The organism is Blastococcus sp. SYSU D00669 (assembly GCF_054050715.1).
On the sequence record NZ_JBJGZV010000060.1, the window covers coordinates 1 to 22,622 of the forward strand.

The 22,622-nt window shown below is 75.7% G+C and carries 26 protein-coding genes; 13 read left to right on the plus strand and 13 right to left on the minus strand.

Going from position 1 to position 22,622, the window contains the following annotated elements:
* Positions 1 to 152: 152 nt before the first annotated feature.
* The gene (locus tag ACI8AF_RS25895; RefSeq protein WP_456542654.1) at positions 153 to 989 is read right to left on the minus strand and encodes an SDR family NAD(P)-dependent oxidoreductase; all 837 of its coding nucleotides are present in this window, start codon (positions 987 to 989) and stop codon (positions 153 to 155) included.
* Positions 990 to 991: 2 nt separating this feature from the next.
* Positions 992 to 1,744, minus strand: coding sequence for an SDR family NAD(P)-dependent oxidoreductase (locus tag ACI8AF_RS25900; protein WP_456542655.1), 753 nt, complete (start codon positions 1,742 to 1,744; stop codon positions 992 to 994).
* A 116-nt stretch (positions 1,745 to 1,860) separates the two neighbouring features.
* Here ACI8AF_RS25900 and ACI8AF_RS25905 point away from each other — a divergent pair, with 116 nt between their 5' ends.
* Positions 1,861 to 2,406, plus strand: coding sequence for a VOC family protein (locus ACI8AF_RS25905; RefSeq protein ID WP_456542656.1), 546 nt, complete (start codon positions 1,861 to 1,863; stop codon positions 2,404 to 2,406).
* Between the two features lie 40 nt (positions 2,407 to 2,446).
* Here the strand turns inward: ACI8AF_RS25905 and ACI8AF_RS25910 are convergent, their stop codons facing one another.
* The 7 genes from ACI8AF_RS25910 to ACI8AF_RS25940 all read right to left on the minus strand — a co-directional run bounded on the left by ACI8AF_RS25910 (position 2,447) and on the right by ACI8AF_RS25940 (position 8,736).
* Complete coding sequence (locus ACI8AF_RS25910) at positions 2,447 to 2,869, minus strand: response regulator (protein WP_456542657.1); 423 nt, start codon at positions 2,867 to 2,869, stop codon at positions 2,447 to 2,449.
* Between the two features lie 144 nt (positions 2,870 to 3,013).
* Positions 3,014 to 3,829 carry a sugar phosphate isomerase/epimerase family protein gene (locus ACI8AF_RS25915; protein ID WP_456542658.1) on the minus strand — a complete coding sequence of 272 codons (816 nt, stop codon included), beginning with the start codon at positions 3,827 to 3,829 and terminating at the stop codon, positions 3,014 to 3,016.
* Positions 3,830 to 3,860: 31 nt separating this feature from the next.
* The gene (locus ACI8AF_RS25920) at positions 3,861 to 4,625 is read right to left on the minus strand and encodes an SDR family NAD(P)-dependent oxidoreductase (RefSeq protein WP_456542659.1); all 765 of its coding nucleotides are present in this window, start codon (positions 4,623 to 4,625) and stop codon (positions 3,861 to 3,863) included.
* On the minus strand, positions 4,622 to 6,274 hold the full coding sequence (locus tag ACI8AF_RS25925; protein ID WP_456542660.1) for an FAD-dependent oxidoreductase: 1,653 nt from the start codon (positions 6,272 to 6,274) through the stop codon (positions 4,622 to 4,624). Before ACI8AF_RS25925 ends, ACI8AF_RS25920 begins: the two co-directional genes overlap by 4 nt.
* A gap of 37 nt (positions 6,275 to 6,311) precedes the next feature.
* Positions 6,312 to 7,139 carry an SDR family NAD(P)-dependent oxidoreductase gene (locus tag ACI8AF_RS25930; RefSeq protein ID WP_456542661.1) on the minus strand — a complete coding sequence of 276 codons (828 nt, stop codon included), beginning with the start codon at positions 7,137 to 7,139 and terminating at the stop codon, positions 6,312 to 6,314.
* Complete coding sequence (locus ACI8AF_RS25935; protein ID WP_456542662.1) at positions 7,118 to 8,494, minus strand: aromatic ring-hydroxylating oxygenase subunit alpha; 1,377 nt, start codon at positions 8,492 to 8,494, stop codon at positions 7,118 to 7,120. The genes ACI8AF_RS25930 and ACI8AF_RS25935 overlap by 22 nt, the downstream gene beginning before the upstream one ends.
* Entirely contained in the window at positions 8,491 to 8,736 is a 246-nt protein-coding gene (locus ACI8AF_RS25940; RefSeq protein ID WP_456542663.1) for a hypothetical protein, read from the minus strand. Before ACI8AF_RS25940 ends, ACI8AF_RS25935 begins: the two co-directional genes overlap by 4 nt.
* Positions 8,737 to 8,922: 186 nt before the next feature.
* On the opposite strand from ACI8AF_RS25940, the gene ACI8AF_RS25945 reads away from it, so the two are divergent.
* The 3 genes from ACI8AF_RS25945 to ACI8AF_RS25955 are packed head-to-tail and all read left to right on the plus strand — an operon-like array spanning position 8,923 to position 11,411.
* Positions 8,923 to 10,302, plus strand: a complete 1,380-nt coding sequence (locus ACI8AF_RS25945; RefSeq protein ID WP_456542664.1) for an aromatic ring-hydroxylating oxygenase subunit alpha — start codon at positions 8,923 to 8,925, stop codon at positions 10,300 to 10,302.
* Positions 10,299 to 10,541: a hypothetical protein gene (locus tag ACI8AF_RS25950; RefSeq protein ID WP_456542665.1), complete on the plus strand. Its 243-nt coding sequence runs from the start codon at positions 10,299 to 10,301 to the stop codon at positions 10,539 to 10,541. Before ACI8AF_RS25945 ends, ACI8AF_RS25950 begins: the two co-directional genes overlap by 4 nt.
* Positions 10,542 to 10,544: 3 nt before the next feature.
* Complete coding sequence (locus ACI8AF_RS25955) at positions 10,545 to 11,411, plus strand: SMP-30/gluconolactonase/LRE family protein (protein WP_456542666.1); 867 nt, start codon at positions 10,545 to 10,547, stop codon at positions 11,409 to 11,411.
* On the opposite strand, the gene ACI8AF_RS25960 is transcribed toward ACI8AF_RS25955, so the two are convergent.
* A complete protein-coding gene (locus ACI8AF_RS25960) occupies positions 11,396 to 12,142 on the minus strand; it encodes a GntR family transcriptional regulator (RefSeq protein ID WP_456542667.1) in 747 nt (248 codons plus the stop codon). The genes ACI8AF_RS25955 and ACI8AF_RS25960 overlap by 16 nt on opposite strands.
* Before the next feature lie 67 nt (positions 12,143 to 12,209).
* On the opposite strand from ACI8AF_RS25960, the gene ACI8AF_RS25965 reads away from it, so the two are divergent.
* From ACI8AF_RS25965 to ACI8AF_RS25990, 6 genes are all read left to right on the plus strand, one after another.
* Positions 12,210 to 12,722: a nuclear transport factor 2 family protein gene (locus ACI8AF_RS25965; protein WP_456542668.1), complete on the plus strand. Its 513-nt coding sequence runs from the start codon at positions 12,210 to 12,212 to the stop codon at positions 12,720 to 12,722.
* Positions 12,723 to 12,736: 14 nt separating this feature from the next.
* Complete coding sequence (locus ACI8AF_RS25970) at positions 12,737 to 13,504, plus strand: SDR family NAD(P)-dependent oxidoreductase (protein ID WP_456542669.1); 768 nt, start codon at positions 12,737 to 12,739, stop codon at positions 13,502 to 13,504.
* Between the two features lie 69 nt (positions 13,505 to 13,573).
* Complete coding sequence (locus ACI8AF_RS25975) at positions 13,574 to 14,446, plus strand: sugar phosphate isomerase/epimerase family protein (RefSeq protein WP_456542670.1); 873 nt, start codon at positions 13,574 to 13,576, stop codon at positions 14,444 to 14,446.
* Positions 14,443 to 15,843: an FAD-dependent oxidoreductase gene (locus tag ACI8AF_RS25980; RefSeq protein WP_456542671.1), complete on the plus strand. Its 1,401-nt coding sequence runs from the start codon at positions 14,443 to 14,445 to the stop codon at positions 15,841 to 15,843. Before ACI8AF_RS25975 ends, ACI8AF_RS25980 begins: the two co-directional genes overlap by 4 nt.
* Positions 15,843 to 16,883: a zinc-dependent alcohol dehydrogenase gene (locus ACI8AF_RS25985; RefSeq protein WP_456542672.1), complete on the plus strand. Its 1,041-nt coding sequence runs from the start codon at positions 15,843 to 15,845 to the stop codon at positions 16,881 to 16,883. The genes ACI8AF_RS25980 and ACI8AF_RS25985 overlap by 1 nt, the downstream gene beginning before the upstream one ends.
* Positions 16,880 to 17,773, plus strand: coding sequence for a carboxymuconolactone decarboxylase family protein (locus ACI8AF_RS25990; RefSeq protein ID WP_456542673.1), 894 nt, complete (start codon positions 16,880 to 16,882; stop codon positions 17,771 to 17,773). The genes ACI8AF_RS25985 and ACI8AF_RS25990 overlap by 4 nt, the downstream gene beginning before the upstream one ends.
* Positions 17,774 to 17,780: 7 nt before the next feature.
* On the opposite strand, the gene ACI8AF_RS25995 is transcribed toward ACI8AF_RS25990, so the two are convergent.
* From ACI8AF_RS25995 to ACI8AF_RS26005, 3 genes are read right to left on the minus strand one after another with little or no spacing between them, the layout of a single operon-like run.
* Positions 17,781 to 18,677, minus strand: coding sequence for a TIGR03619 family F420-dependent LLM class oxidoreductase (locus ACI8AF_RS25995; RefSeq protein WP_456542674.1), 897 nt, complete (start codon positions 18,675 to 18,677; stop codon positions 17,781 to 17,783).
* Between the two features lie 12 nt (positions 18,678 to 18,689).
* Entirely contained in the window at positions 18,690 to 19,148 is a 459-nt protein-coding gene (locus tag ACI8AF_RS26000; protein ID WP_456542675.1) for a hypothetical protein, read from the minus strand.
* The gene (locus tag ACI8AF_RS26005) at positions 19,145 to 20,149 is read right to left on the minus strand and encodes a phosphotransferase (protein ID WP_456542676.1); all 1,005 of its coding nucleotides are present in this window, start codon (positions 20,147 to 20,149) and stop codon (positions 19,145 to 19,147) included. The genes ACI8AF_RS26000 and ACI8AF_RS26005 overlap by 4 nt, the downstream gene beginning before the upstream one ends.
* A 32-nt stretch (positions 20,150 to 20,181) precedes the next feature.
* Here ACI8AF_RS26005 and ACI8AF_RS26010 point away from each other — a divergent pair, with 32 nt between their 5' ends.
* The 3 genes from ACI8AF_RS26010 to ACI8AF_RS26020 all read left to right on the plus strand — a co-directional run bounded on the left by ACI8AF_RS26010 (position 20,182) and on the right by ACI8AF_RS26020 (position 22,421).
* Positions 20,182 to 20,622, plus strand: a complete 441-nt coding sequence (locus ACI8AF_RS26010; protein WP_456542677.1) for a nuclear transport factor 2 family protein — start codon at positions 20,182 to 20,184, stop codon at positions 20,620 to 20,622.
* 78 nt (positions 20,623 to 20,700) lie between these two features.
* Entirely contained in the window at positions 20,701 to 21,561 is an 861-nt protein-coding gene (locus ACI8AF_RS26015) for a glucose 1-dehydrogenase (RefSeq protein WP_456542678.1), read from the plus strand.
* On the plus strand, positions 21,558 to 22,421 hold the full coding sequence (locus ACI8AF_RS26020; protein WP_456542679.1) for a sugar phosphate isomerase/epimerase family protein: 864 nt from the start codon (positions 21,558 to 21,560) through the stop codon (positions 22,419 to 22,421). Before ACI8AF_RS26015 ends, ACI8AF_RS26020 begins: the two co-directional genes overlap by 4 nt.
* Positions 22,422 to 22,622: the final 201 nt, after the last annotated feature.

Genomic DNA, 22,622 nt, shown 5'->3' on the forward strand with positions numbered 1-22,622 from the left:
CCCCCCGCCCCCCCCCCCCCCCCCGCCCCCCCCCCCCCCCCACCCCCCCCCCCCCCCCCCCGCCCCCCCCCCCGGGCCCCACGGTCAGGAAGGACCCCGCCGCCCCCCACCGCTCGCACGCTCGCGGCGGGCCCCTGCGGCGGGGCCACGGATCACCAGACGGGCGGCACCACGGGGACGGCGTCGGTGCCGATGCCGGCCGCCCGCTCCCGGATCACCTCGCGGTACGCCTGGTGGGTGAGCACCCAGAACCGACCGTCGCGCACCGCGTCCAGCACCTGCCCGGCGGCCTCGTCGGCGGTGAACAGGGGGGTCACCCCGTGCGCCGTCCGACGCCCGGCGGACGGCGCCGTGGCCGCGAGCTCCGGCGGCCGGTTGCGGGCGCTCTCGGTGATCCCGGTGGCGACGAACCCCGGGCAGAACACCGAGACGCCGACGTCGGCGCCCTCGGCGGCCAGGTCGTGCCGCAGCGACTCCGACAGCGCGGCCACCGCCGCCTTGGCCGCCCCGTAGGCCGCCAGCCGCGGCATCGGCAGCAGGGCGGTCATCGACGCGGTGTTCACCACGTGCCCGGACTGGCCGGACTCGAGCATCCGTGGGAGGAACGCACGGATCCCGTGCACCACGCCCCAGAGGTCGACGCCGAGCACCCACTCCCAGTCCTCGCGGGTGAGCAGCCACGCGCGGGCGCTCTTCACCACCCCGGCGTTGTTGCACAGCACGTGGACGGCGCCGAACGCGTCGAACGCCTCGTCGGCGAGGCGCTGGACGTCGTCCTCGCGGGCCACGTCGGTGCGGACGGCGAGGACGTCCGCCCCGTCGCCGGCGAGCGCGGCGGCGGCCGCGCGGACGCCGTCCCGGTCGACGTCGGAGAGCACGACGCGCATCCCCTCGGCGGCGAACCGCCGGGCCATCGCGAGCCCGAGCCCGCCGGCGGCGCCGGTGACCACGGCGACGCGGCCGGCGAGGTCGCGCAGGCCGGCCGCCACGGTCAGACGACCGTCTCGCCGCCGTCGACCACCAGCGTCGTGCCGGTGACGAAGCTCGCGTCGTCGGAGAGCAGGAAGCACACGGCGGCGGCGAGCTCGTCGGGCTCGGCGACCCGCTTCTGGATGTTGCCCTGGCCGAACACCGCCGCGCCCTTCTGCAGGTCGCCCTCGCCGCGGGCCAGCATGATCGGCTCGGTCATCCCCGACCGCGTCCGCCCGGGCGCGACCACGTTGACCCGGATCTCCGGCCCCACCTCGAGGGCGAGCTGCCGGGTGAAGCCGGCGACGGCCGCCTTCGCCGCGCCGTAGGGCGCGTTGTTCTTCTGCGCGAGCAGGGCGGCGACCGAGGCGACGTTCACGATCGACCCGCCGCCGCGCCGGCGCAGCAGCGGCAGGGCGTGCTTGCAGACCAGGAAGGTGCCGCCGGCGTGGACGAGCATCATGCGGTTCCAGCGCTCGAGCGACCACTCCTCGATCGGGCCGAACTCGGCGTGCCCGCCGGCGTTGAAGACCGAGTCCACGCCGCCGAGCTGCTGCTCGGCGGCGGCGAGCGCCGCCGTCACCGACTCCTCGTCGGACACGTCGCAGGCCAGGCCGACGGCGCCCTCGAGCTCGGCGGCGACCGCCTTGGCACGGCCCTCGTCGAGGTCGGCCACGGCGACCCGGCCCCCCTCGGCCGTGAACCGGCGGGCCACGGCCGCCGCGATGCCCGAACCGCCGCCGGTGGCGAACAGGACCTTCTCCGAGAAGCGCATGGCTCCCTCCACGTCTTAGTTGAGGATGACTACAGAAACACCGCGCCTGGGGGCTGTCAACGGCGCACCGCCACTTACTAGGCTGGCCGTCAAGAAACTCGGGACGAGGAGGTCCGGTGGCCCCGCTGATCCGGTATCCGGTGCAGCAGCACGCGTTCGTGGTGGCCGACCTCGACGAGGCGATGCCCCGGTGGACCGAGACCACCGGTGCCGGGCCGTGGTGGGTCAGCCGCGGCCACCGCGGGCGCGACCACCGCTACCGCGGCCGGCCGGTGGACCACGTGCTGCACTACGCGTTCGCCGGCACCGGCCCCACCCACGTGCAGCTGGTGCAGCAGGACGACGACACCCCGTCGATCTACCGCGAGGTGTTCGGTGCCGGCGAGGAGGGCTTCCACCACCTCGCCGTGCTGGTGCCCGAGGCGGAGATGGCCGCGGAGGTCGCCCGCTTCGAGGCCGCCGGGTTCGCCGTCGCCGACACGCTCTGGTCCTACGTGCCGGTGGCCTACGTCGACTGCCGCGAGGCGATCGGCTGCTTCGTCGAGCTGCACGGCGAGAACCAGGAGATCCGCGACCTGTTCGCGCTCTTCCGCGACTCGCACGCCGACTGGGACGGCGTCACCGACCCGGTGCGCGTGCGCTCCCGCAGCTCGTCGGCCTGAGGGACGCGGCGGACGGCACCGAGCTCGTCACCGGGCGGCCTCACAGGCAGTAGGGGCAGCCCGTCCCACCGACGGCGACCGTGCGCAGGCAGCGGAGCAGCGGCTCGAGGCGGGTGCCCTTCGGCACCACGGCGTGCGCACCGGCCACTTCGGCCCTGGCCCGCACGTCCGCGCCGTCCGCGGTCACCACGACCACCCGGGCCTCGGGGCGGACGGCACGCAGCGCCTCCGTGGCCGCCAGCCCGTCCATCACCGGCATGGACAGGTCCATGCACACGACGTCCGGGCGCAGGCGCGCGGCTGCTTCCGCCACCTGCGATCCGTCCGCGCACTCGCCGACGACGGTGAGGTCGTCCTCGTCGGACAGCGCTTCCGCCATCACCCGTCGGACCACCGGGTGGTCGTCGACGAGGAGCACGCGGATGTCCGTGGCGGGATCGCCCGCCCGGCCGTCCTCCGTCATCCCCAGACCTCCCGGCCGTGCTCCCGAGCAGCTGTCCAAGGGCCACGGCGTGCTGGACGGCGGGCTCCTCCCGCCGGCGCGCGTGGTCATTGTGGTCGGCCACCCCGGGGCCCGACCAGCCCCGCCGGTGGAGAGGGCCCGGGGTCAGCGCGCGAGCAGGCGCCGGGCGGCGCCGGCCACGCGCTGGATCCAGGCGGCGGGGTCGGTCCGCGCCGCCGGGTGGGGGACCTCGAGGCACACCGGGGCCTCCCGAGGGAGCCGGTCGAGCAGCTCGCCGAGCGGCAGCACCCCCTCCCCCGGCGGCAGCCGGTGCCCCACGGCCTCGGTCACCGCCCGCCGCACTCCGTCCGGGTCGGTGCCGGCCGGCTCGGCCGAGGCGGCGTCGCACAGCTGCACGTACGGCAGCCGCGCCGGACCGACCGCGGCGAGGTCGGCCGGCGTCGCACCCGCCCGCGCGAGGTGGAGGGCGTCGACGAGCAGCCCGGCGTCGGCCGTGCCGGCGGCATCCAGCAGGGCCACCGCCTCGGCCGGCGTGCGCAGCGCCGAGAACACCATCGGCTCGGCCACGCACCGCAGCCCGTACCCGCGGGCCAGCCCGCACAGCTCGGCGAACACCTCGGCCCGCCGCTCCGGTGAGGGGTCCTCCACCGCGGTCAGGAGGAAGCGGGCGCCCAGCTCGGCGCCCACCGCCAGCAGCGGTTCGGCCGCCGCGGCCGCCGTGCCCGGCCGCAGGCGGAACACCTCGACGTCGAGCACGCCGAGCCCGGTGTCGGCGAGGGCCCGCCGGGTCGCCGCGCGCAGGGCGCCGTCGGCCACCAGGTCGGACCCGCTGCCGTCGCTCGCCCGGTTCAGGCGCAGGGCGCCGACCAGGTCGAAGCCCGCCGCGGCGCCGAGCCGCACCAGCTCCGGCGGGGGCAGGCGCAGCGCGGTGAGCGACGCCAGCGACAGCGGCCAGCTCACCCCGGCGCGGCCGTGTCGAGCTCCTCCGCCGTCATCGCGCGAGGTACCCGCCGTCGACGGCGAGGGCGTGCCCGGTGGTGAACGACGCGTCGTCGGAGGCGAGCCAGAGCACCGCGCGGGCGATCTCCTCCGGCGCGCCGAAGCGGCTGAAAAGGCTCAGCCGGCCCGCCACCTCCTGCGGGTCACGGCCGCGCGCAGCGATGGCGCCCAGGAGCATCGGCGTCTCGATCGCGCCCGGGCACACCGCGTTGACCCGGATGCCGTCGGCGGCGTGGTCGACCGCGGCCGCACGGGTCAGGCCCAGCACGCCGTGCTTGCTCGCGGTGTAGGCGGGCTGGTGCGGCTGCGGCCGGAAGGAGTTGGTGGAGGCGATGTTCACCACCGCCCCGCCGCGGCCCTGGGTCCGCATCGCACGGATCTCGTACTTCGTGCAGAGGAACACCGAGCGCAGGTTGACCGCGATCAGGCGGTCGAAGCTCTCCTCGTCGCAGTCGGCCAGCGGCCGCGTCTCGTTCTCGATGGCCGCGGCGTTCACCCCGACGTCCAGCCCGCCGAACTCGGCGACCGCGGCGTCGACCACCGCGCGGACGTCGTCGGCGCTGGAGACGTCGGTGCGGCGGAAGACGGCACGCCCACCCTTGTCCGCGATGTCCGCGGCGGTCTGCTCCCCGCCCTCGACGGCGACGTCGGCGACCACGACGGCCGCCCCCTCGGCCGCCAGGGCGAGCGCGGAGGCCCGGCCCATCCCGCTGGCGCCCCCGGTGACGAGGGCGACCCGGCCGGCGAAGCGGCTCACCGCGTCGCCCCGACCGGGTGCGCGGCCGCGGCGCGGGCGGCGGCGTGCCGCCCGGCGAGGTGGCCGAAGACCATCGCCGGCCCCAGCGTCCCGCCCGCCCCGCCGTAGGTCATGCCGAGCACCGAGGCCATGACGTTGCCCGCGGCGTAGAGACCCTCGATCGGGTTCCCGTCGACGTCGAGCACCTGGGCGTCGGCGTCGGTGCGCGGCCCGCCCTTGGTGCCCAGGCACCCGCTGTACACCCGCACCGCGTAGTAGGGGGCGGTGTCGAGCGGGCCGATCGTCGTCTCCGGCCCGTCACCCAGCGCGCTGTCGCCCCACCAGCGGTCGTGCAGGCTCTCCCCGCGCCGGAAGTCGGGATCGCGGCCTTCCGCCGCGTGCGCGTTCCACCGGGCGACCGTGTCGGCCAGCGCGTCGGCCGGGACGTCGATCGCGGCGGCCAGCGCCCCCAGGTCGGGGGCCTCGACCATCCAGTCGGGGGTCACCCTCCCCTGGCCGGACCGGAACCCGGCCAGGCCGTAGCGGCGCAGGTAGTGGTCGTCGAACACCAGCCAGGCGGGGTGGTTGACGTAGTCGAACTCGGTCACGTCGAGCACGTGGAAGGCGGCGCCGAGCGCGTTGTAGTTGGCCGCCTCGTCGGCGAAGCGGCGTCCCTTCTTGTTGACCATGATGCTGTGCGGGCGGCTGCGCTCACCGTTGACCTGCCAGCCGGCGACCGTGCCGTCGGGCATGGGGACGTCGATGATCGGCACCCACCACGCCTCGCGCATGTTGCCCAGGCCGGCCCCGATGCGCATGGCCATCCGCAGCCCGTCGCCGGTGTTGGTGGGCACCGCCGCGGTGCGCTCGAGCGGGCCGCGGATGAAGGTCTGCACGAGGTCGCGGTCCCACTCGAAGCCGCCGGTGGCGAGCACGACCCCGCCGTCCGCGCGCACGTCGCGCCGGCCGGCGGCCGTCTCGACGACGACGCCGGTGACCCGCCCGCCCTCGTGCAGCAGCGACACCCCGCGGGCACCGGTCTCGGGCTCGATGCCGCGGTCCAGGCAGCCCTTCAGCAGCGCCCCGACCAGGCCCTGCCCGGCGCCGCGCTCGTCGCGCACCTGCCGCCGGGCCAGCTCCTCGGCCGGCACGCCGCCGGGCGCGCCCCGGCCGAGCGACGTCTCGCTCATCAGGATGTTGCCCGAGAGCTGCGGGCCGACGGTGACCCGGTGCTGCCACGGCCCGAGGTCGGCGAAGGGGAACAGCGGGCACTCCAGCGACCGGCCGCCGGCGCGGGCGGCCCCCGGGTGCTCGGGGTGGTAGTCGGGGAAGTCCTTGATGATCTGGAAGCGGGCCGGCGTCCGCTCCTCGAGGTAGCGCAGCAGCTCCGGGCCGGCGTCGACGAACGCCTCGGCCAGCCGCTGGTCGATGAGGCCGTGCGACATCGACATCAGGTAGGTCAGCACGTCCTCGCGGCTGTCGCCGAGGCCCAGCTCGGCCATGTGGTGGTTGCGCGGGATCCACACCATCCCGCCCGACCAGGCGCTGGTGCCGCCCACCTTCTCGGCCTTCTCGAAGACGGCGACGCGGGCGCCCCCGTCGTGGGCGGTGATGGCGGCGGTCAGTCCCGCCGCGCCGGTGCCCAGGACCACGACGTCGTAGCTGTCCACCGCGCCACGAAAGCAGGTAACTGGTGGCGCAGTCAAGTTACTCTCGGGCGACCCGGTCCTCCACCGTGCGCCCCCCGTCGCGGCCGCCGCCGACCAGCAGGTTCTGCCCGGTCACCCACGACGCGGCCGGGCTGGCGAGGTACAGCACCGCCGCGGCCATGTCCTCCGGCGTCCCCAGCCGGCCGAGCGGGACCGTGGCGGTCAGCCGGGGCAGGTCGTCCTCGGTCAGCGACAGCGCGGAGAAGAACGTCTCGGTCGGCACCATGCCCGGCGACACCGCGTTCACGCGGATCCCGCGGGGCGCCAGCTCCGCGGCGAGGGTCGCGGTGAGGTTGAGGACGGCGGCCTTCGACGCGCCGTAGGCGCCGGTACCGGGCGCGGCCCGCATCCCGGCACCCGAGGCGATGTTCACCACCGCCCCGCCGTCGGGCATGCGGGCGACCGCGGCGCGGACGCAGGCGAGCACCGCGACGAGGTTGAGCTCGAGCATGGCGCGCAGCTGCTCGTCCGACGTGGCCGACAGCGGACGGACCGAGGGGTCGTCGGTGCCGCCGGCGTTGTTCACCCACACGTCCAGCCGGCCGAGCTCCTCCACCGCGGCGGCGGCCAGCCGCTCGGGGGTGTCGCCGCGCAGGTCGGCGGGCAGCTCGACCGCGCGCCGTCCCCGGCCGCGCACCTCGGCGGCGACGGCGGCCACCTCGTGCGCCCGACGGGCGGTGACCACGACGTCGGCGCCCGCGTCGGCCAGTGCCAGGGCGACGGCGCGGCCGATCCCCCGGCCCGAGCCGGTGACCACCGCGACCCGGCCGTCGAGCCGGAAGCGGTCGAGGACCGAGCCGCCGGTCAGCCCCGCACCCCGAGCCACTGGTCGTAGAGGGAGTGGAAGTGCCGGATCTTGCTCTCCTGGTAGACGGCGAAGGACAGACCCGGCTTGCGGGTGGCCTTGAGCCCCTTCTGCACGGCCTCGAGGTTGAACTCGTCCTGGTCGAAGACCCGGGCCAGCGAGCCGAGCTCCTCGACCGCGCTGCGCCAGGGCTCGTCCGGCCCGAGCCGGCGCTCCGGCGCCGGCGGCGGCCGCTCGCCGCTGAACGGCGAGAGCAGCAGGACCTCCATGATGCAGCTCTCGTGGTCGTCGCCGTGGGGCCGCCAGCGGTAGGTGATCTGGTTGAAGCCGCCCCACGGGTGCATGTTCGGGAAGACGCTCAGGTAGTGGCTGTCGACCAGCTCGGCGTCGGAGAGCGCGTCGGCCTGCTCCCCGATCACCGGGCGCAGCGAGCGGCGGGCCGACTCGGCCAGCGTCTGGCGCGCCGTCCACCCGTCGGGGACCTCGAGGTTGGGCGGGTCGTCGATGCGCTGGTCGATCTGGGAGTTGAGCCGCTCCTGCTCGGTGGGGTCCCACGGCAGGTAGGGGCTCGGGACGCCGCGGGGCGAGATGGCCCGGGAGACGTTGCCGAACACGTCGTACTGCGAGTTGGCGTCGCCGAAGCCCGGCAGGAGCTGCGGGTGGGTGGTGATCACGTGGTAGGACTCCATGAAGGCCTCCTGCGCGACCTTCCAGTTCGTGCGGAGCACCTTGGACACGTGCACCCGGGTGTAGCGCTCGGCCAGCGGCCAGCGCTCGAAGAGCGAGTCCAGGTCGCCGAGGTAGTCCTCGAGCGGGGCGCAGTCAGGGTCGGGGTTGACGAAGACGAAGCCACCCCAGGTGCCGACCCGGATCTCGGGCAGCGTGAAGGCCTCCGGTCGCACCTGCGGGAAGTCCCAGGCGCTGGGCACCCGCTTGAGCTTCCCGTTCAGCGACCAGCAGAAGCCGTGGAAGGCGCACTCGAACTCGCCCACCCGACCGGGGCCGTCGCGCAGGGCCCGGCCGCGGTGCAGGCAGGCGTTGACGAACGCCTTGATCCCGTCGGGCCCGGGGGCCGCCCGCACGAGCAGGTAGCTCTTGTCGACGATGTCGTAGACGTAGGTGTCGCCCACCTCGGCGAGGACCTCCTCGCGGCAGGCGAACTGCCAGACCCGCGACCAGAGGTCCCGCTTCTCCCGCTCGTGCCACTCCCGCTCGAGGTAGCGGTCGATCGGGATGTCGTCGTCGCCGAAGTACCCCGGCTCGTCGCGGCGCAGCAGCGGCGGGACCGGCTTGCTGTCGCGGTCGAGCAGGTCCTGGTACGTCGGCCCCTTGCCGCGGAAGCCGGTCCGCGGCCGGGTGTCGGGCTCCGCTGTCACGAGAAGGTCTCCTCGGTCTCGAACCGGCGGCTGCGGCTGCCCGGGCCGCCCGGGTGCTTGCCGCCGCTGACGATCCAGCGGCACAGCTCGGGATCGGCCCGCCGGACGTCGCCGGCGACCCAGTTGCCGTCCCGGTCGAAGCGGCCCGTGCGCCCGTCGCGCTCGGTGACGAGCACCGGGCCGTGGTCGTCGGGGGCCCATTCGTAGACCGCGCGGCTGAGCGCGTGCTGGATCTTGCGCATCGACCCTCCAGGGGGCGGCAGCGACTCCGGCGAGCGCCCGGACGGCGCTCCTGCAGCGCGACTTACTGCTGCCGGTGCACAGTATGAGGACTGAGCGGGCGTCTCGACAGTGGTTGTCGACATCGATCGGCCTACTTTGTACAGTGAGCCTCAAGTTACTACCTCATGCGGAGGGAGTCGGGGTCCGTGACGATCTCCGAGGCGCCGGGCAAGCAGCGGACGCCGGGCCTGAGCTGGTACGAGCTCGTGCTCGAGGACGACCGCCCGCCGGCCGAGCACCTGCGCCGTCGCCACCCGTACTCCGCGCGCACCCAGCACGTCCCGGTGGAGCGCTACACCAGCCGCGCGTGGCACGAGCTGGAGCGCACGCACCTGTGGCGGCGGGTGTGGCAGATGGCCTGCCGGGAGGAGCACCTGCCGGAGGTCGGCAGCTACGTCGTCTACGACATCGCCGGCGACTCCTACCTCGTGGTGCGCACCCGCGACGGCTCGATCAGGGCCTACGTGAACGCCTGCCTGCACCGCGGGCGCGCGCTCAAGGACTTCGACGGCCGGTGCAGCGAGTTCCGCTGCTCCTTCCACGGGTTCACCTGGAAGCTCGACGGCACGCTGCGCTACATGCCCGGCGAGCGCGAGTTCCCCGAGATCGAGGCCGACCGCGAGGCCTGGCGGCTGCCCGAGGCGAAGGTCGGCACCTGGGGCGGGTTCGTGTTCATCAACCCCGACCCGGCGGCCGAGCCGCTCGAGGAGTTCCTGGGCACGCTGCCCGAGCACTTCGGCATCTGGGACTTCGAGAACCGCTACGTGCAGGCGCACGTGGCCAAGAAGCTGCGCTGCAACTGGAAGGTCGCCCAGGAGGCCTTCGACGAGGGCCTGCACCTCGGCGCGACGCACCCCCAGTCGGCGCCCTACGTCGGGGACGCGAACAGCGCCGTCGACGTCTACGGCAACTACTCGCGGCAGATCAGCCCGTCGGGCACGCCGATCGAGGACATCCCGGTCGACCCCACCGAGCGCGACATCCTCGCGCGCATGCTCGACGTCCGCGAGGGCGAGGAGCTGCCGATCCCGTTCGAGCAGCGGACGACGGCGCGCGACAGCATGGCCGCGGCCGCGCGCGAGCGCTGGCGGGAGGTGCTCGGCGACGTCGTCGACCAGATCTCCGACGCCGAGTTCGTCGACCACTGGAACTACGCGATCTTCCCGAACCTGCACCCCTGGGGGGCGTTCAACCGGATCGTCTACCGGTTCCGCCCCAACGGCGACCGGCACGACGAGAGCATCTTCGAGGTCATGTTCCTGACGCCGTTCCGCGGCGAGCGGCCGCCGCCGGCGCAGATCCGCTGGCTGGAGATCGAGGACTCCTGGACGCTGGCCACCGAGCTGCAGACCCTGGCGCTGGTCATGGAGCAGGACAGCTTCAACATGGAGGCCGTCCAGCGCGGGCTGAACACCACCCGGAAGTCGCACGTGATCACGTCGGACTTCCAGGAGGACGTGATCAGCTGGCGGCACGACATGCTCACCGACTGGGTGGAGAAGGCCGCCGCCGAGGCGGCCGGGTGATGCAGCCCCAGGGCGGGATCCGCCACCCCCTCAACCCGCGCGCGCTCTACACCCCCGACGAGGGCGGCACCGTGCGGGTGACCATGGGCGAGCGCTGGGGCCGGTTCCGCAAGGACGGGCTGTGGCTCGAGGGCCCGCTGTTCGAGGCCGACCCCGAGCTGTGCCTGTGGGTCTCCGCGCCCCGGCCGGCCGGCCACCACCGGATCAGCCGCCTCATGGACATGCCCGCCGAGCGCTGACGCGTGGACGTCCTGGTCGCCGCCGGTGACCGGCTCGGCGAGTGCCCGGTCTGGGACGAGCGCGCCGGCGTGCTCTGGCGCGTCGACGCGACGGCGGGCGCGGTGCTCGCGGTCGACGTCGCCACCGGCGACCAGACCCGCACCGACGTCGGGCGGCACGTGGGCAGCCTGGTCCTCCGGGAGGACGGCGACGGGCTGCTCGTCGCCGCGGAGGGCGGCTTCCGCTCCCTCGACCCGGCCACCGGGCGCTCCGAGCTGCTCGCGCCGGTGGCCACCGGGCTGATGAACGACGGCGCCTGCGACCCGGCCGGGCGGTTCCTGGCCGGCACCACGACCCGCGACGTCGAGCCCGGCCGGGCGGCCCTGTACCGCTACGACCCCCCGGCCACGGCCGTGCCCGTCCTGGACGGCCTCACCGTGAGCAACGGCCTGGCGTGGGATGCCGTGGGCACCACGCTGTTCCACGTCGACACCCCGCTGCGCCGCGTCGACCGGCTCGACTACGACGTCGCCACCGGCACGGTGACCGGACGGCGGACGGCGTTCGACACCAGCGGCTGCGCCGGGCTGCCGGACGGGCTGGCGGTCGACGCCGAGGACTGCCTGTGGGTGGCGTTCTGGCGCGGCGGCGCCGTGCGCCGGTTCACGGCCGACGGCCGGCTCCTCCAGGAGATCCCGGTTCCCGTGGCGCGCACCACCAGCTGCTGCCTGGGCGGTCCGGACCTGCGCGACCTGTTCGTCACCACGGCCCGCCGCAGCATCCGCGACGTCCCGGCCGAGGTCGAGGAGCTGGCCGGCGCCGTCCTGCGGTACCGCGTCGACGTGCCGGGGGTGCCGGCGCGGCGGTGGCGCGCTCAGCCCGCCTGGTAGTCGATCCGGTAGCGCACGCGGTCGGCCCGCGCCCGGCGGCGCACCCGCAGCACCGGCCGGCCGTCGTCCTCGGCGGTGAGCCCCTCGCGCACCAGGACCGGCGCGCCGGGGCGGATGCCCAGCCGGGCGGCGTCCTCCACCGAGGCCGCCTCGGCGGAGAAGGTGCGCCACACGTAGCGCAGCGGCCGGCCCGCCGGCTGCAGCAGCAGCCCGTACAGCCCGTCGGTCTCCCGCCACCGGGCGGCGACGTCCCGCAGCCGGGCGTCGGGCGCCCAGGACGTCGAGACGACCCACCGCTCGCCGTCCACCTCGAGCGCGCTCTCCACCCGGCGCAGCCGGGCGCGCGGCACCTGCAGGTCCCGGCGCACCGCCGGGTCGTCGTCCACGGCGGTGTGCAGCAGCACGTCGCGGTAGGACTGACCCTGGCCGCGCAGCGCGGCCTGCAGGCTGCCGGCGAACTCGTCCGGGGTCAGCGGGATGCCGATCGCCATCGGCTCGGGTCGCGGGGAGACGAACGTCCCCGATCCCTGCCGGGCCCGCAGGACCCCTTCCCTGGACAGCTCGTCGAGGGCACGGCGGACGGTCAGCCGGTGCACGCCGAGGTCCTCGGCGAGCACGCCCTCGCTGGGCAACCGGTCGCCGGGGGCGTACTCCCCCGAGCCGATCCGGTCGAGCAGCACGGTGCGCACCCGCTGGTAGAGCGGGGCCTCACCCCGGCGCGGCGGTGCCATGCCCGCAGGGTAGCGGCCGTCGATGCCCACGCTTGTCCACAGACATCTAGATGACTACGGTCCCGCCATGGAGGACGACGGCGGAGCGCGCCTGGCCCGGGTCGAGGCGCGGCTGGAACTGCAGGAGCTGCTCGGCCGCTACGCCCTCGCCGTCGACGACCACGACGCCGACGCGCTCGCCGGGTGCTTCACGGACGACGCCGTGTTCGCCTCGCCGAACAGTCCCCCGAGCGTCGGGCGGGACGCCGTCGTCGACTTCTTCCGCGTCCGGTTCCACCGGTACGGCGCCACGCTGCACGTGCCGCACTTCCAGGTGCTGCACGAGCTGACCGGGGACCGCGCCCGCGGCACCGTCGTCGCCCGCGCCGAGCTCGCCACCGCCGACGACACCGTGGTCACCGTCTTCCGCTACGAGGACGAGTACGCGCGCGACGGCGGCCGGTGGCGGTTCCGGCGCCGCGACGTCCTGACCCTGTACGCGATGCCGCTGCGGGAGCTGACGGCCGGCGGCCTGGCCTGGCCTGAGCGCAAGCGCTGGCCGGGCCTCGCGCCGTCCGCCGCCGAGCTGCCGCCGGCCTGAGGGGAGATCACGACATGGACCTGGGCCTGGCGGGTCGGCGCGCGGTCGTCACCGGCGGCAGCCACGGTATCGGGCGCGCGGTCGCGGCACGGCTGCTCCGTGAGGGCGCCGACGTCGCGATCTGCGCGCGGGACGAGCAGGGGGTCCGCAGCGCGGTGGAGGAGCTGGCGCAGCTGGGGACGGTGGTGGGCTCGGTCTGCGACGCCGGCGACGGAGAGGCCGTGCGGCGCTGGGTCGACGGCGCCGCCGAGGCCCTCGGTGGCATCGACGTCGTCGTGAGCAACGCCAGCGCCAGCGGGCAGCACGGCGACGGCCCCGGGCCGTGGGAGGCCAACTTCCGGGTCGACGTCCTGGGCTGCGTCGCCCTGTGCGAGGCGGCCCGGCCCCACCTCGAGGCCTCCGACGCCGCCGCGATCGTCCAGATCGGCACCATCACGGCGATCGAGCACCACGACGTCCCGATCAACCCCAGCTACGGGGCGTTGAAGGCGGCGACCATCAACTACATGGCCCAGCTCGCCCAGCGGTGGGGGCCGCTCGGCATCCGCGCCAACACCGTCTCCCCCGGGCCGATCCTGGTCGAGGGCCGGAAGTGGGACAGCCTGCGCGAGCGGCGTCCGGTGATCTACGCGCGCGACCGCGACGCCCACCCGCTCAAGCGGATGGGGACCGCCGAGGAGGTGGCGGACGTCGTCGCCGTGCTGGCCAGCCCGGTCGCCAGCTGGGTGAACGGCGAGAACGTCGTCGTCGACGGCGGCTACACCAAGCGGGTCGGGTTCTGACCGGGCCCGGCCGCGGGACGTGACGAAGATTCTGTAGACGGCCTCCAGTAACTGGGGCAGACTGCCGGCATGACGCCTTCCGACGACGTCTTCGCCGGCATCGGCTGGGTGCTGTGGTCGGGCACCGTGGGCCTGGAGAGCCGGATCCCCGACCGCATCGAGGCGGCCCGCGCGGCCGGGTTCACCCGGCTGTCGGTGAGCCCGCTGGACGTCGCCCGGGCGGCGGAGCGGGGCACACCGGCCGCGGAGCTCGGCCGGATGGTCCGCGACGCCGGGCTGGGGATCGTGATGGACCCGATCGGCGGCTGGTACCGCGGCGGCGCCCCGCGACCCGAGTCGCGGTTCGCCCGGTTCACCGCCGACGAGGCGCTGCGCATGTGCGAAGAGCTCCAGGTCGTCTCGATCACCGCGATCGGGCAGGCGCCGGGTGAGCTGCCGGTCGAGGAGGTCGCCGCGGCGTTCGGCGCGTTCTGCGACCGGGCGGGCGACCTCGGCGCGCAGGTGCACCTGGAGTTCATCCCGATGACCGCGATCGGGGATCTCGCCGCCGCCTGGGCGGTCGTGCAGGGCGCGAACCGGGGCAACGGCGGGATCCTCTTCGACACCCTGCACTTCTTCCGCGGCGACCCCGACTTCGACCTGCTCGGCCGGGTGCCCGGCGAGCGCATCCTCGGGGTGCAGATCTGCGACAGCTCGGCCCGCCTGCGGGGCAGCCTGCGCGACGAGACGGTGAACCGGCAGCTGCCCGGCGACGGTTCCTTCGACCTGCCCCGCGCGGTGGCCGCGCTGGACCGCATCGGCGCGCTGCGCTGGGTCGGCCCGGAGGTCATCTCCCCCGCCCTCGAGGCGATGCCCCCGGTCGAGGCCGCGCGGCTGGCCGGCGACCGGGTGCGCGCGCTGATCGCCGGGGTCCGCACCCGGGTGGCGCAGGTGCCGGCGTGAGCGACGTCGACGTCCTCGTCGTGGGCTCGGGCGCGGCCGGCCTGGCCGCGGCGGTCTCGGCGCGCGAGCACGGTGCCGGCAGCGTGCTCGTCGCCGAGGCCGAGGGCGTGGTCGGGGGCTCGTCCCGGCTCTCGGGCGGGCTCACCATGGGCGCCGGGACCCGGTACCAGCGGGCGCTCGGCATCGACGACGACGCCGACGCGCTGTTCCACCACTACCTGACGCTCAACCACTGGGACGTCGAGGCCGGCGTCGTGCGCCGGCTGGCCGACCTGGCCGGGCCGGCCGTCGAGTGGCTCGGCGACCTGGGCGTCGAGTACGCCGACCGGCTGGTCTACGGCGGCGACGAGCTCGTCCCGCGGGTGCACGTGCCGGTCGGCCGCGGGCAGGCCGTGGTCGACGTGCTGCACCGCACCGCCCGGCAGGCCGGCGTCGGGGTCGCGCTCGGGCAGCGGGTCGACCGGTTGCTCGTCGAGGACGGCGTCGTGCGCGGCGCGGCCGTCGGGAGCGACGAGATCACCGCCGGCGCCGTCGTGCTGGCCTCCGGCGGCTTCGGCGCCGATCCCGACCGGCTCGCCGCCCGGTTCCCCTCGGCCGCGGCGACCGGGGAGGCCTGGTACATCGGCGCCCCCGGGTCACGGGGGGACGCCCTCGCGCTGGCGGGGCAGGTGGGCGCGCAGGTGGTCGGCCACGACCGCGGGCTGCGGCTGCTGCACGCCGGCTTCGCGCCGATCTACGAGGCGTACCTGCCCGGCTGGCTGGTCGTCGTCAACCGGGAGGGTCGCCGGTTCATGGACGAGACCGCGCCCTACGGCATCACCGACGGGCTGCTGCGCGCCCAGGGCGACGTCGCGTGGGCGGTGTTCGACGGCGCGACCCTCGCCGCGGCGACCGCGGCCGGGGTGGCCCGCTACAAGCAGCAGGTCCCCGGGTCGACGAAGAGGCAGAGCCCGCACTGGACGACCGACGTGGTGGAGCAGATGGTCGCCGCCGGCAAGGTGTGCCGGGCCGGCAGCGTGGCGGCCCTGGCCGAGGGGCTCGGGCTGCCGCCGGCGGCGCTGGAGGGCACGGTCGCGCGGTACAACGCGCACGTCGCCGCCGGTGAGGACGCCGACCACCTCAAGGCCGCCGCGTTCCTCGAGCCCATCGCCACGCCGCCGTTCTACGGCGCGCGGCTGCGCCCGGCCACGGTCTGCTTCACCGCCTGCGGGCCGCGGATCGACCGCGACGCCCGGGTGCTCGGCACCGCCGGCCGGCCGGTGCCCGGCCTGTTCGCCGCCGGCGAGTGCACCGGCGGCGTGATCGGCCCGGCGTACGTCGGCAGCGGCAACTCCTACGCCAACTGCGTGGTCTTCGGCCGGGTCGCCGGGGCCTCGGCCGCGGGCGGGGTGCTCTGATGGGCACGGTCACCGCGGCCCTGATCACCGGCCGGGAGTCGGTCGAGTTCCGGAGCTTCCCCGAGGTGCCGCCCGGGCCCGGCTGCGTGACCGTGGACGTCCGCCTGTGCGGCATCTGCGGCACCGACATCGCCTCCTACCGGACGGGGCACCTGCACAGCCCCGCCGTCTGCGGCCACGAGTGGGTCGGCACCGTGCGCGAGGTCGGTCGCGGGGTGGACGGCGTCGGCGAGGGCGAGCGCGTCGTCGTCGCGGTGCCGCCGCCCTGCGGTCGCTGCCCGGAGTGCCGCGGCGGGCTGACCGAGCACTGCCGGACGGCGTCGATGGTGGCGCGGGGGCGCAGCGAGCTGGCCCCGCCGCACGGGGCCTTCGCCCGCAGCATCACCGTCGAGGCCGGCCGCGTCCTGGCCGCCCATCCCGGGCTCTCCGACGAGGAGGCGGCGCAGGTCGAGCCGGCCACGGTGGCCTTCCACGGCGTGCGCCGCTCCGGGATCCGCCCCGGGGACACCGTGGTGGTGCAGGGCGCCGGGCCGATCGGGCTGCTGGCCGCCCAGTTCGCCCGGGCGGCCGGCGCCGGCGAGGTGCTCGTCGTCGAGCCGACCGAGGCCCGCCGGGCGCTGGCGGTGGAGCTGGGCGCCACGGCGGCGCTGAGCCCGGAGGAGGCAGCCGACGCGGTCGCCGAGCGCACCCGCGGCCTCGGCGCCGACGTCGTCCTGGAGTGCGCCGGCGTGCCCAGCCTGCTGCAGACCGCCGCCGACCTGGCCCGCTCGGGCGGCACCGTCGGCCTGCTCAGCTTCCTCGCGCAGCCGGCGACGATCCAGGGCGCCCGGTGGCTGGCCGAGGAGCTCAGCCTGGTGGCGTCGAACGCCTTCACCCACGACGACTGCCGCCGCAGCATGGCCTTCCTCGCCGACGGCCGGGTGCGGGCCCTGCCGCTGCACAGCCGCACGGTCGCTCTCGACGACCTCGAGGCGACGCTGCGCTCCCTGGCCGCCGGCCCCTCGGCCGACGTCAAGGTGCTCGTGGACCCGCGGCGATGAGCCCGGGGCTGCGGCTGGCCGCGCCGCTGCGGGAGCTCCGCCCGGAGGCCACCGGCCTGCTCGACGAGGTCGTCGCGCGGGCGTGGGAGACGGTCGACCCCGTGCTGCTCGGTGCGCTGCGCGAGCGGGCGGCGCTGCTGCTCGGCCACCCGGACGGCCGGCGGGTCGAGGCCGCCGACCCGGGCGTGCGGGACGGCGTGGAGTTCGCCGAGCAGTTCGTGCTCGACGTCGCCGGCGTCGGCGAGGGCGAGCGGTCAGGGCTGCACCGGCACCACGGCGACCGCGCGACCGACGTCGTCCGGGCGCTGTTCGTCGTCGAGTACGCGCTGCGGCTGGAGCTGGTGTCGACCGCGCTGTTCGGCGGGCCGCCGGTCGCGGGCGCCCCGGTGCCGGCCGGCGGCACCCTGGCGGGTGCGCTGGCGGCGTACCAGGAAGCCGTGGTCCGCGGGACGGCGCTGGACCCCGTGCTCACCGAGCTGGTCCGGCTGCGCTGCGCGCGGACGCACGGCTGCCGCATCTGCCGCACGCTGCGGCTGGCCGATGCCCGCGCCGCCGGGGCCGACGACGCGCTGACCGCCGCCGTCGACCGCTACGAGACCAGCGACCTCCCCGAGCGCACCAAGGCCGCCCTGCGGGTCACCGACGCGCTGATCACCTCTCCGGCCGCGCTGACACCGCCGGTGGTCGCCGAGGTCCGGGGGCTGCTCTCCTCCGACGAGCTGGCGGAGCTGTGCCTGGACGTGTCGAAGTGGAGCACGCAGAAGGTGCACGTGGCCCTCGGCACCGACGGCCCCGAGCGGCTGCCGCTGGACGAGCGGGGGCTCAGCTGGTTCCGCTTCGACGGCGACGGACGGGTGGCCGGCTTCGCCGCCCGGCCCGACGGTGTCTGAGCCCGGCTCAGCCCGCGGCCGCGGCGAGCTCGCGGAGGAAGGCCGGGGCCCGTGCGGGATCGGGGCACCAGCCGAGCAGCGACACGAACAGGTCGGTGCCGCCGGCCCCGACCAGCTCCGCGGCCCCGGCCAGCGAGGCGGCGACGTCCACGGCCCCGCCGGCGTCGCGCACGGCCGGCGGGGTGACCCGCACCCGGACGGCGGCGGGGTCGCGCCCCGCCCCGCTCAACGCCGTCCGCAGCCGCCGGACGCCGTCGGCGACCGCGGCCGGGCCGTCGACCGGCGCCGGGATCCAGCCGCTGCCCCACCGCACGATGCGGGCGAGGTTCCGCTCCGTCATGGCGCCGCCGATCCAGACCGGGACCCGGCCCGCGACCGGCCGCGGGTGGCAGTGGATGCCCTCGAGGCGCACCGTCCCCGTGTCCAGGTCGACCGGTCCGCCGGCCCACAGGGCGGCGCAGGCGGCGAGCTGGTCGTCGAGCACCTGGTGCCGGCGCTCCCAGTCGGCGCCGAGCGCCCGGTACTCCTCCTCCTGCCACCCGGTGCCGACGCCGAGCACCAGCCGGCCGCCGCTGAGCACGTCGACGGTGGCGGCGGTCTTGGCCAGCAGCGCGGCCGGCCGCAGCGGCGCGATCAGCACCGCGGTGGCCAGCTCGACCCGCTCGGTCACCGCGGCGAGCGCGGCCAGCACGGTCAGCGGTTCCAGCCACGGCGCCTCGGGCCCGCCGGGGAAGCGGCCGTAGGGGTAGCGCTCCACCCGCGAGCCCATGACGACGTGGTCGACGACCGAGACGCCGTGCAGCCCCGCCTCCTCCGCGGCGACGGCGAGGTCGAGCAGCGTGCGCCAGCCGTGCTCCCCGAGGTAGGAGTCGTAGCTGGGCAGGCCGACGGTCAGCGGCGGCACGCGGGCACCTCCTCAGCGGCCGGCGGAGTCCCAGCCGCCGACGATCTCGTCCTCGTGCGCCAGCCGGGCGGCCAGCAGCGACTCCCCGTCCCGGACCAGGTCCTCCCGCCGGCTCGCCAGCGCCGCCTCCAGCGCCGTCGACAGGGCCTCGCCCGCGCGGCCGTAGACCTCGGTGACGTCGGCGAGGTGCAGGCTGCCGGCCGGCCCGTCCGCCAGCGCGCCGAGGGCGGCGCGCAGCGCCGGGTCGCCGGTCGCGGCCAGCACCGCCGCGCCGTACCCCTCGACGGCGACGGTCTCCTCGCGCATCCAGGCGATCTCGTGGGCGGCCCGCACCGCGGCGTTGCCGAGCACCTTGGCCAGCATGACCAGCCGGACCTGCGTGGTCTCGTCGGCGACGGCCGGGAGGACGTCGGTCTCCAGCACGCGGCAGCAGTCCCGCAGCAGCTGCTCGGTGGTCGGCCGGCCGATCACGCCGCTGCCCGCCGGCAGACGTCGAGGTAGAGGCCGTACTGGTGGGTGACCGCGTTGACGAGGTAGGTCGCCATGACGCCGCGGCTCGCGCCGTGCGCGACGGCGTCGAGCGCCCGCAGGATCTGCGCGAGCAGGCCGGCCATCCCCACGACGAGGAAGTACTCGACCGTCGCGGGGTTGACCTGCTCCTCGGTGAGCCCGGTGCGCTCGCGGTAGCGGGCCAGGAAGCCGCCGGGGTCGCGCCGGTAGACGTTGGGCGCCGTCGGGATCTGCGTGTAGTAGCCGAGGTCCTCGCGGGGGTCGCCGATGCGGGCGAACTCCCAGTCGATGACGACGGGCCCGCCGGACTCCGGCACCAGGACGTTGGAGGGCTGGCAGTCGCCGTGGACCAGCGTGAACGGGACCGGCGGCGGGCGGTGCCGGCCCAGCCGCGCGCACGCGTAGCGCAGCACGGGGCTGCTGTCGGCGATCTCCCGCTCCACCGCGCGGTAGGTCTCCAGCACGGCGTCGAGGTGGGCGTCCCAGCTCTCCGGCCGCTCGAGGACGCCGTCGACCGCCGACAGCGGCGTGGCGTGCACCCGCGCGACGGTGTCGACGAACAGCTCCGCCGGTGCCGTGGCGTCCTCCGCCGTGCTCAGGACCTGCTGCAGGTGCCGGCCGGCGACGTGGTCGAACACGATGCACTTCGTGCCGAAGTGCGCCCCGGTGGCGTCGTACCAGCGGGGCCGGGCGACGGGGACGGCGCGGGCGGCGGCCAGCGCCTGCAGCAGCCGCCACTCCGCGTCGCGGTCGCTGACGAACACGCCGGAGCCCACGGGCGGATCGGCGCGCAGCACCAGCCGCTGCGTCGCGCCGTCGTCCCACCGGACGTCGGCGACGGCGCTGAGCCGGCTGTAGCCGCCGGAGATGGGCCGGAACGCCGTCACGACGGCGCTCCGCCGCGGCTCGGCCTCGGCGAGGAAGCCCGCCAGCGCCTCCGCGGTGACCGACGGCCCGGTCACCGCGCGACCACCGCACGGGAGAGGGGAACGACGTGGACCCGCTGATCCAGGCCCTGCTCGACGAGCGGGCGATCGCCGCGGTGTGCGTGCGGTACGCCACCGCCATCGACGACCGCGACTGGGCGCGGCTGCGGTCGTGCTTCCTGCCCGACGCCGTCGGCGTCTACCACCCCGACCGGCCGCTGCACGGCCGCGCGGCGATCGAGGCGGCGATCCGCACCGCGGTGGCGCCGCTGACCCGCACCCAGCACCTGGTCACGAACGTCGAGGTGGACGTCGGCGGCGACGCGGCGGCCGCGCGCTGCTCGCTGCACGCCCAGCACGTGCGGGCCGGGGTGCCCGGCGGCGAGAAGTACGTGATCGCCGGCCGGTACGTCGACCGGTTCGTGCGCACCGCCGACGGCTGGCGCATCGCGCACCGGGTGCTCGAGCGCTGGTGGACCGCCGGGAACCCGGGGGTCACGGCCCGCTGAAGAGGCTCTGGTCGGCGCCCGCACGGCTGGTTAGTGTAGGCGGTCACAAGATACTCGGACCAGCCCCGGAGGTGCGCGGTGAGCGGACGCTTGGCCGCAAAGGTCGTCGCGATCACCGGTGCGGCCAGCGGGCTCGGCGAGGCCACCGCCCGGCTCATGGCGGCCGAGGGCGCGCGGGTCGTGCTCGCCGACATCCAGGACGACCGCGGCGAACGTCTCGCCGCCGAGCTCGGCGACGAGACGCGCTACCTCCGCTGCGACGTCACCGCCGAGCCCGAGGTGGCCGCGGTCGTGGACACCGCGGTGCGCGAGTTCGGGCGGCTCGACTGCATGTTCAACAACGCCGGCATCGTGGGGGCGCACGGCGGGATCGACGAGATCCCGCTCGAGGAGTACGAGTTCACGATGGCCGTGCTGCTGCGCTCGGTCTTCCTGGGCATGAAGCACGCGGCCCGGGTGATGAAGCCCCAGCGCTCGGGCGTGATCCTGTCGACGACCAGCATCGGCGCGCTGCAGGGCGGCCTCGGCCCGCACGTCTACGGCGCCGCCAAGGCCGCCGTCATCGCGCTGACCAGGAACGTCGCGGCCGAGCTGGGCGCCTGGTCGATCCGGGTCAACGCGATCGCGCCCGGCAAGATCCTCACGCCCATGAACGCGGCGAACATCGTCGGCGACCCCGACGCCATGGACGAGGCCCGCGAGGCCTTCCGCACCCGCACCCCGCTGCGCGGCCGGATCGGCGAGGCGTCCGACATCGCCCAGGCCGCGCTGTGGCTGGCCAGCGACGACGCCGGCTTCGTCAGCGGGCACACCCTGGTCGTCGACGGCGGGCTCACCACCGGGTCGAGGGAGGACGTCGCACCCGGCGAGCACGGCCGGTGGGCCAGCCGCCGCGACCTCGTGCGCGAGGCCGGGCGCAGCGGCGTGCCCACCGCATGACGTCTGCCGACCTACCCGGCTACCCCGACCTGGGGCCGGACGACCTGGTGCTCAGCCACTTCAGCCTCGGCCGCGCCCGGCCGTTCGAGGAGCGGGTGCGGGCGGCGGCGGGGGCCGGGTTCGCCGCGATGGGGCTCTACGTCGCCGAGTACCGGCGGCTGCGCGCCGAGGGCGCGACCGACGCCGATCTGCGCGCCGTCCTCGATGCGCACGGGCTGCGCGTGGTCGAGCTCGAGGCGCTGCGCGGCTGGTCGGCCACCGGGCCGGAGCAGGCGGCCTACCGGGCGGCCGAGCGGGAGCTGTTCGCCATGGGCGAGGCGCTCGGCCCGGCGCACCACGTGCAGGTCATCGGACCGTTCGAGGGCGGCCTGGACGACGCCGCCGAGGCCTTCGCCGGGGTGTGCGACCGCGCCGCCGAGCACGGCCTCGCCGCGGCGATCGAGTTCCTGCCCGAGATGTCGAACATCCCCGACGCCGGCACCGCGATGGAGATCGTGCGCCGGGCCGGGCGGGCCAACGGCGGCATCTGCCTGGACGTGTGGCACCACGTCCGCGGCGCGGCCGACGAGGAGATGCTGCGCCGGATCCCGCCGGAGCGGGTCTTCGCCGTCCAGTTCGGCGACGGGCCGCGGCAGCGGGTGGACGCCGACTACTACACCGACTGCACCCGCTACCGGGAACTCCCGGGCGAGGGCGACTTCGACCTGGTCGGGTTCCTGCGGCTGCTCGACGGGATGGGCGTGCGCCTGCCGCTCTCGGTGGAGGTGCTCTCCACCGCGCTGCTCGAGCTGCCGGCCGACGAGCTGGCCCGCCGGCTGCACGACGGCACCCGAGCGGTGCAGGCCGCGGCCCGCGCGTAGAGCTCCATGCACCGGAGCGCGTGCGCCCCGCCCACATCCCTATCAGCGCTTCAGGTCCGGCGCTCTGTGTCCCTGAAGTCCCGGGCAGCCCTGTCGGGGAGAGCCGCTTCGGGCTGAAAATGGTGCGCGGTCACCCGTAGACGCCGTAGCCGCCTGGTCGATAGAGGCCGTTCTGAAGTCGGGCGCGGGGAGCTGTGCTGT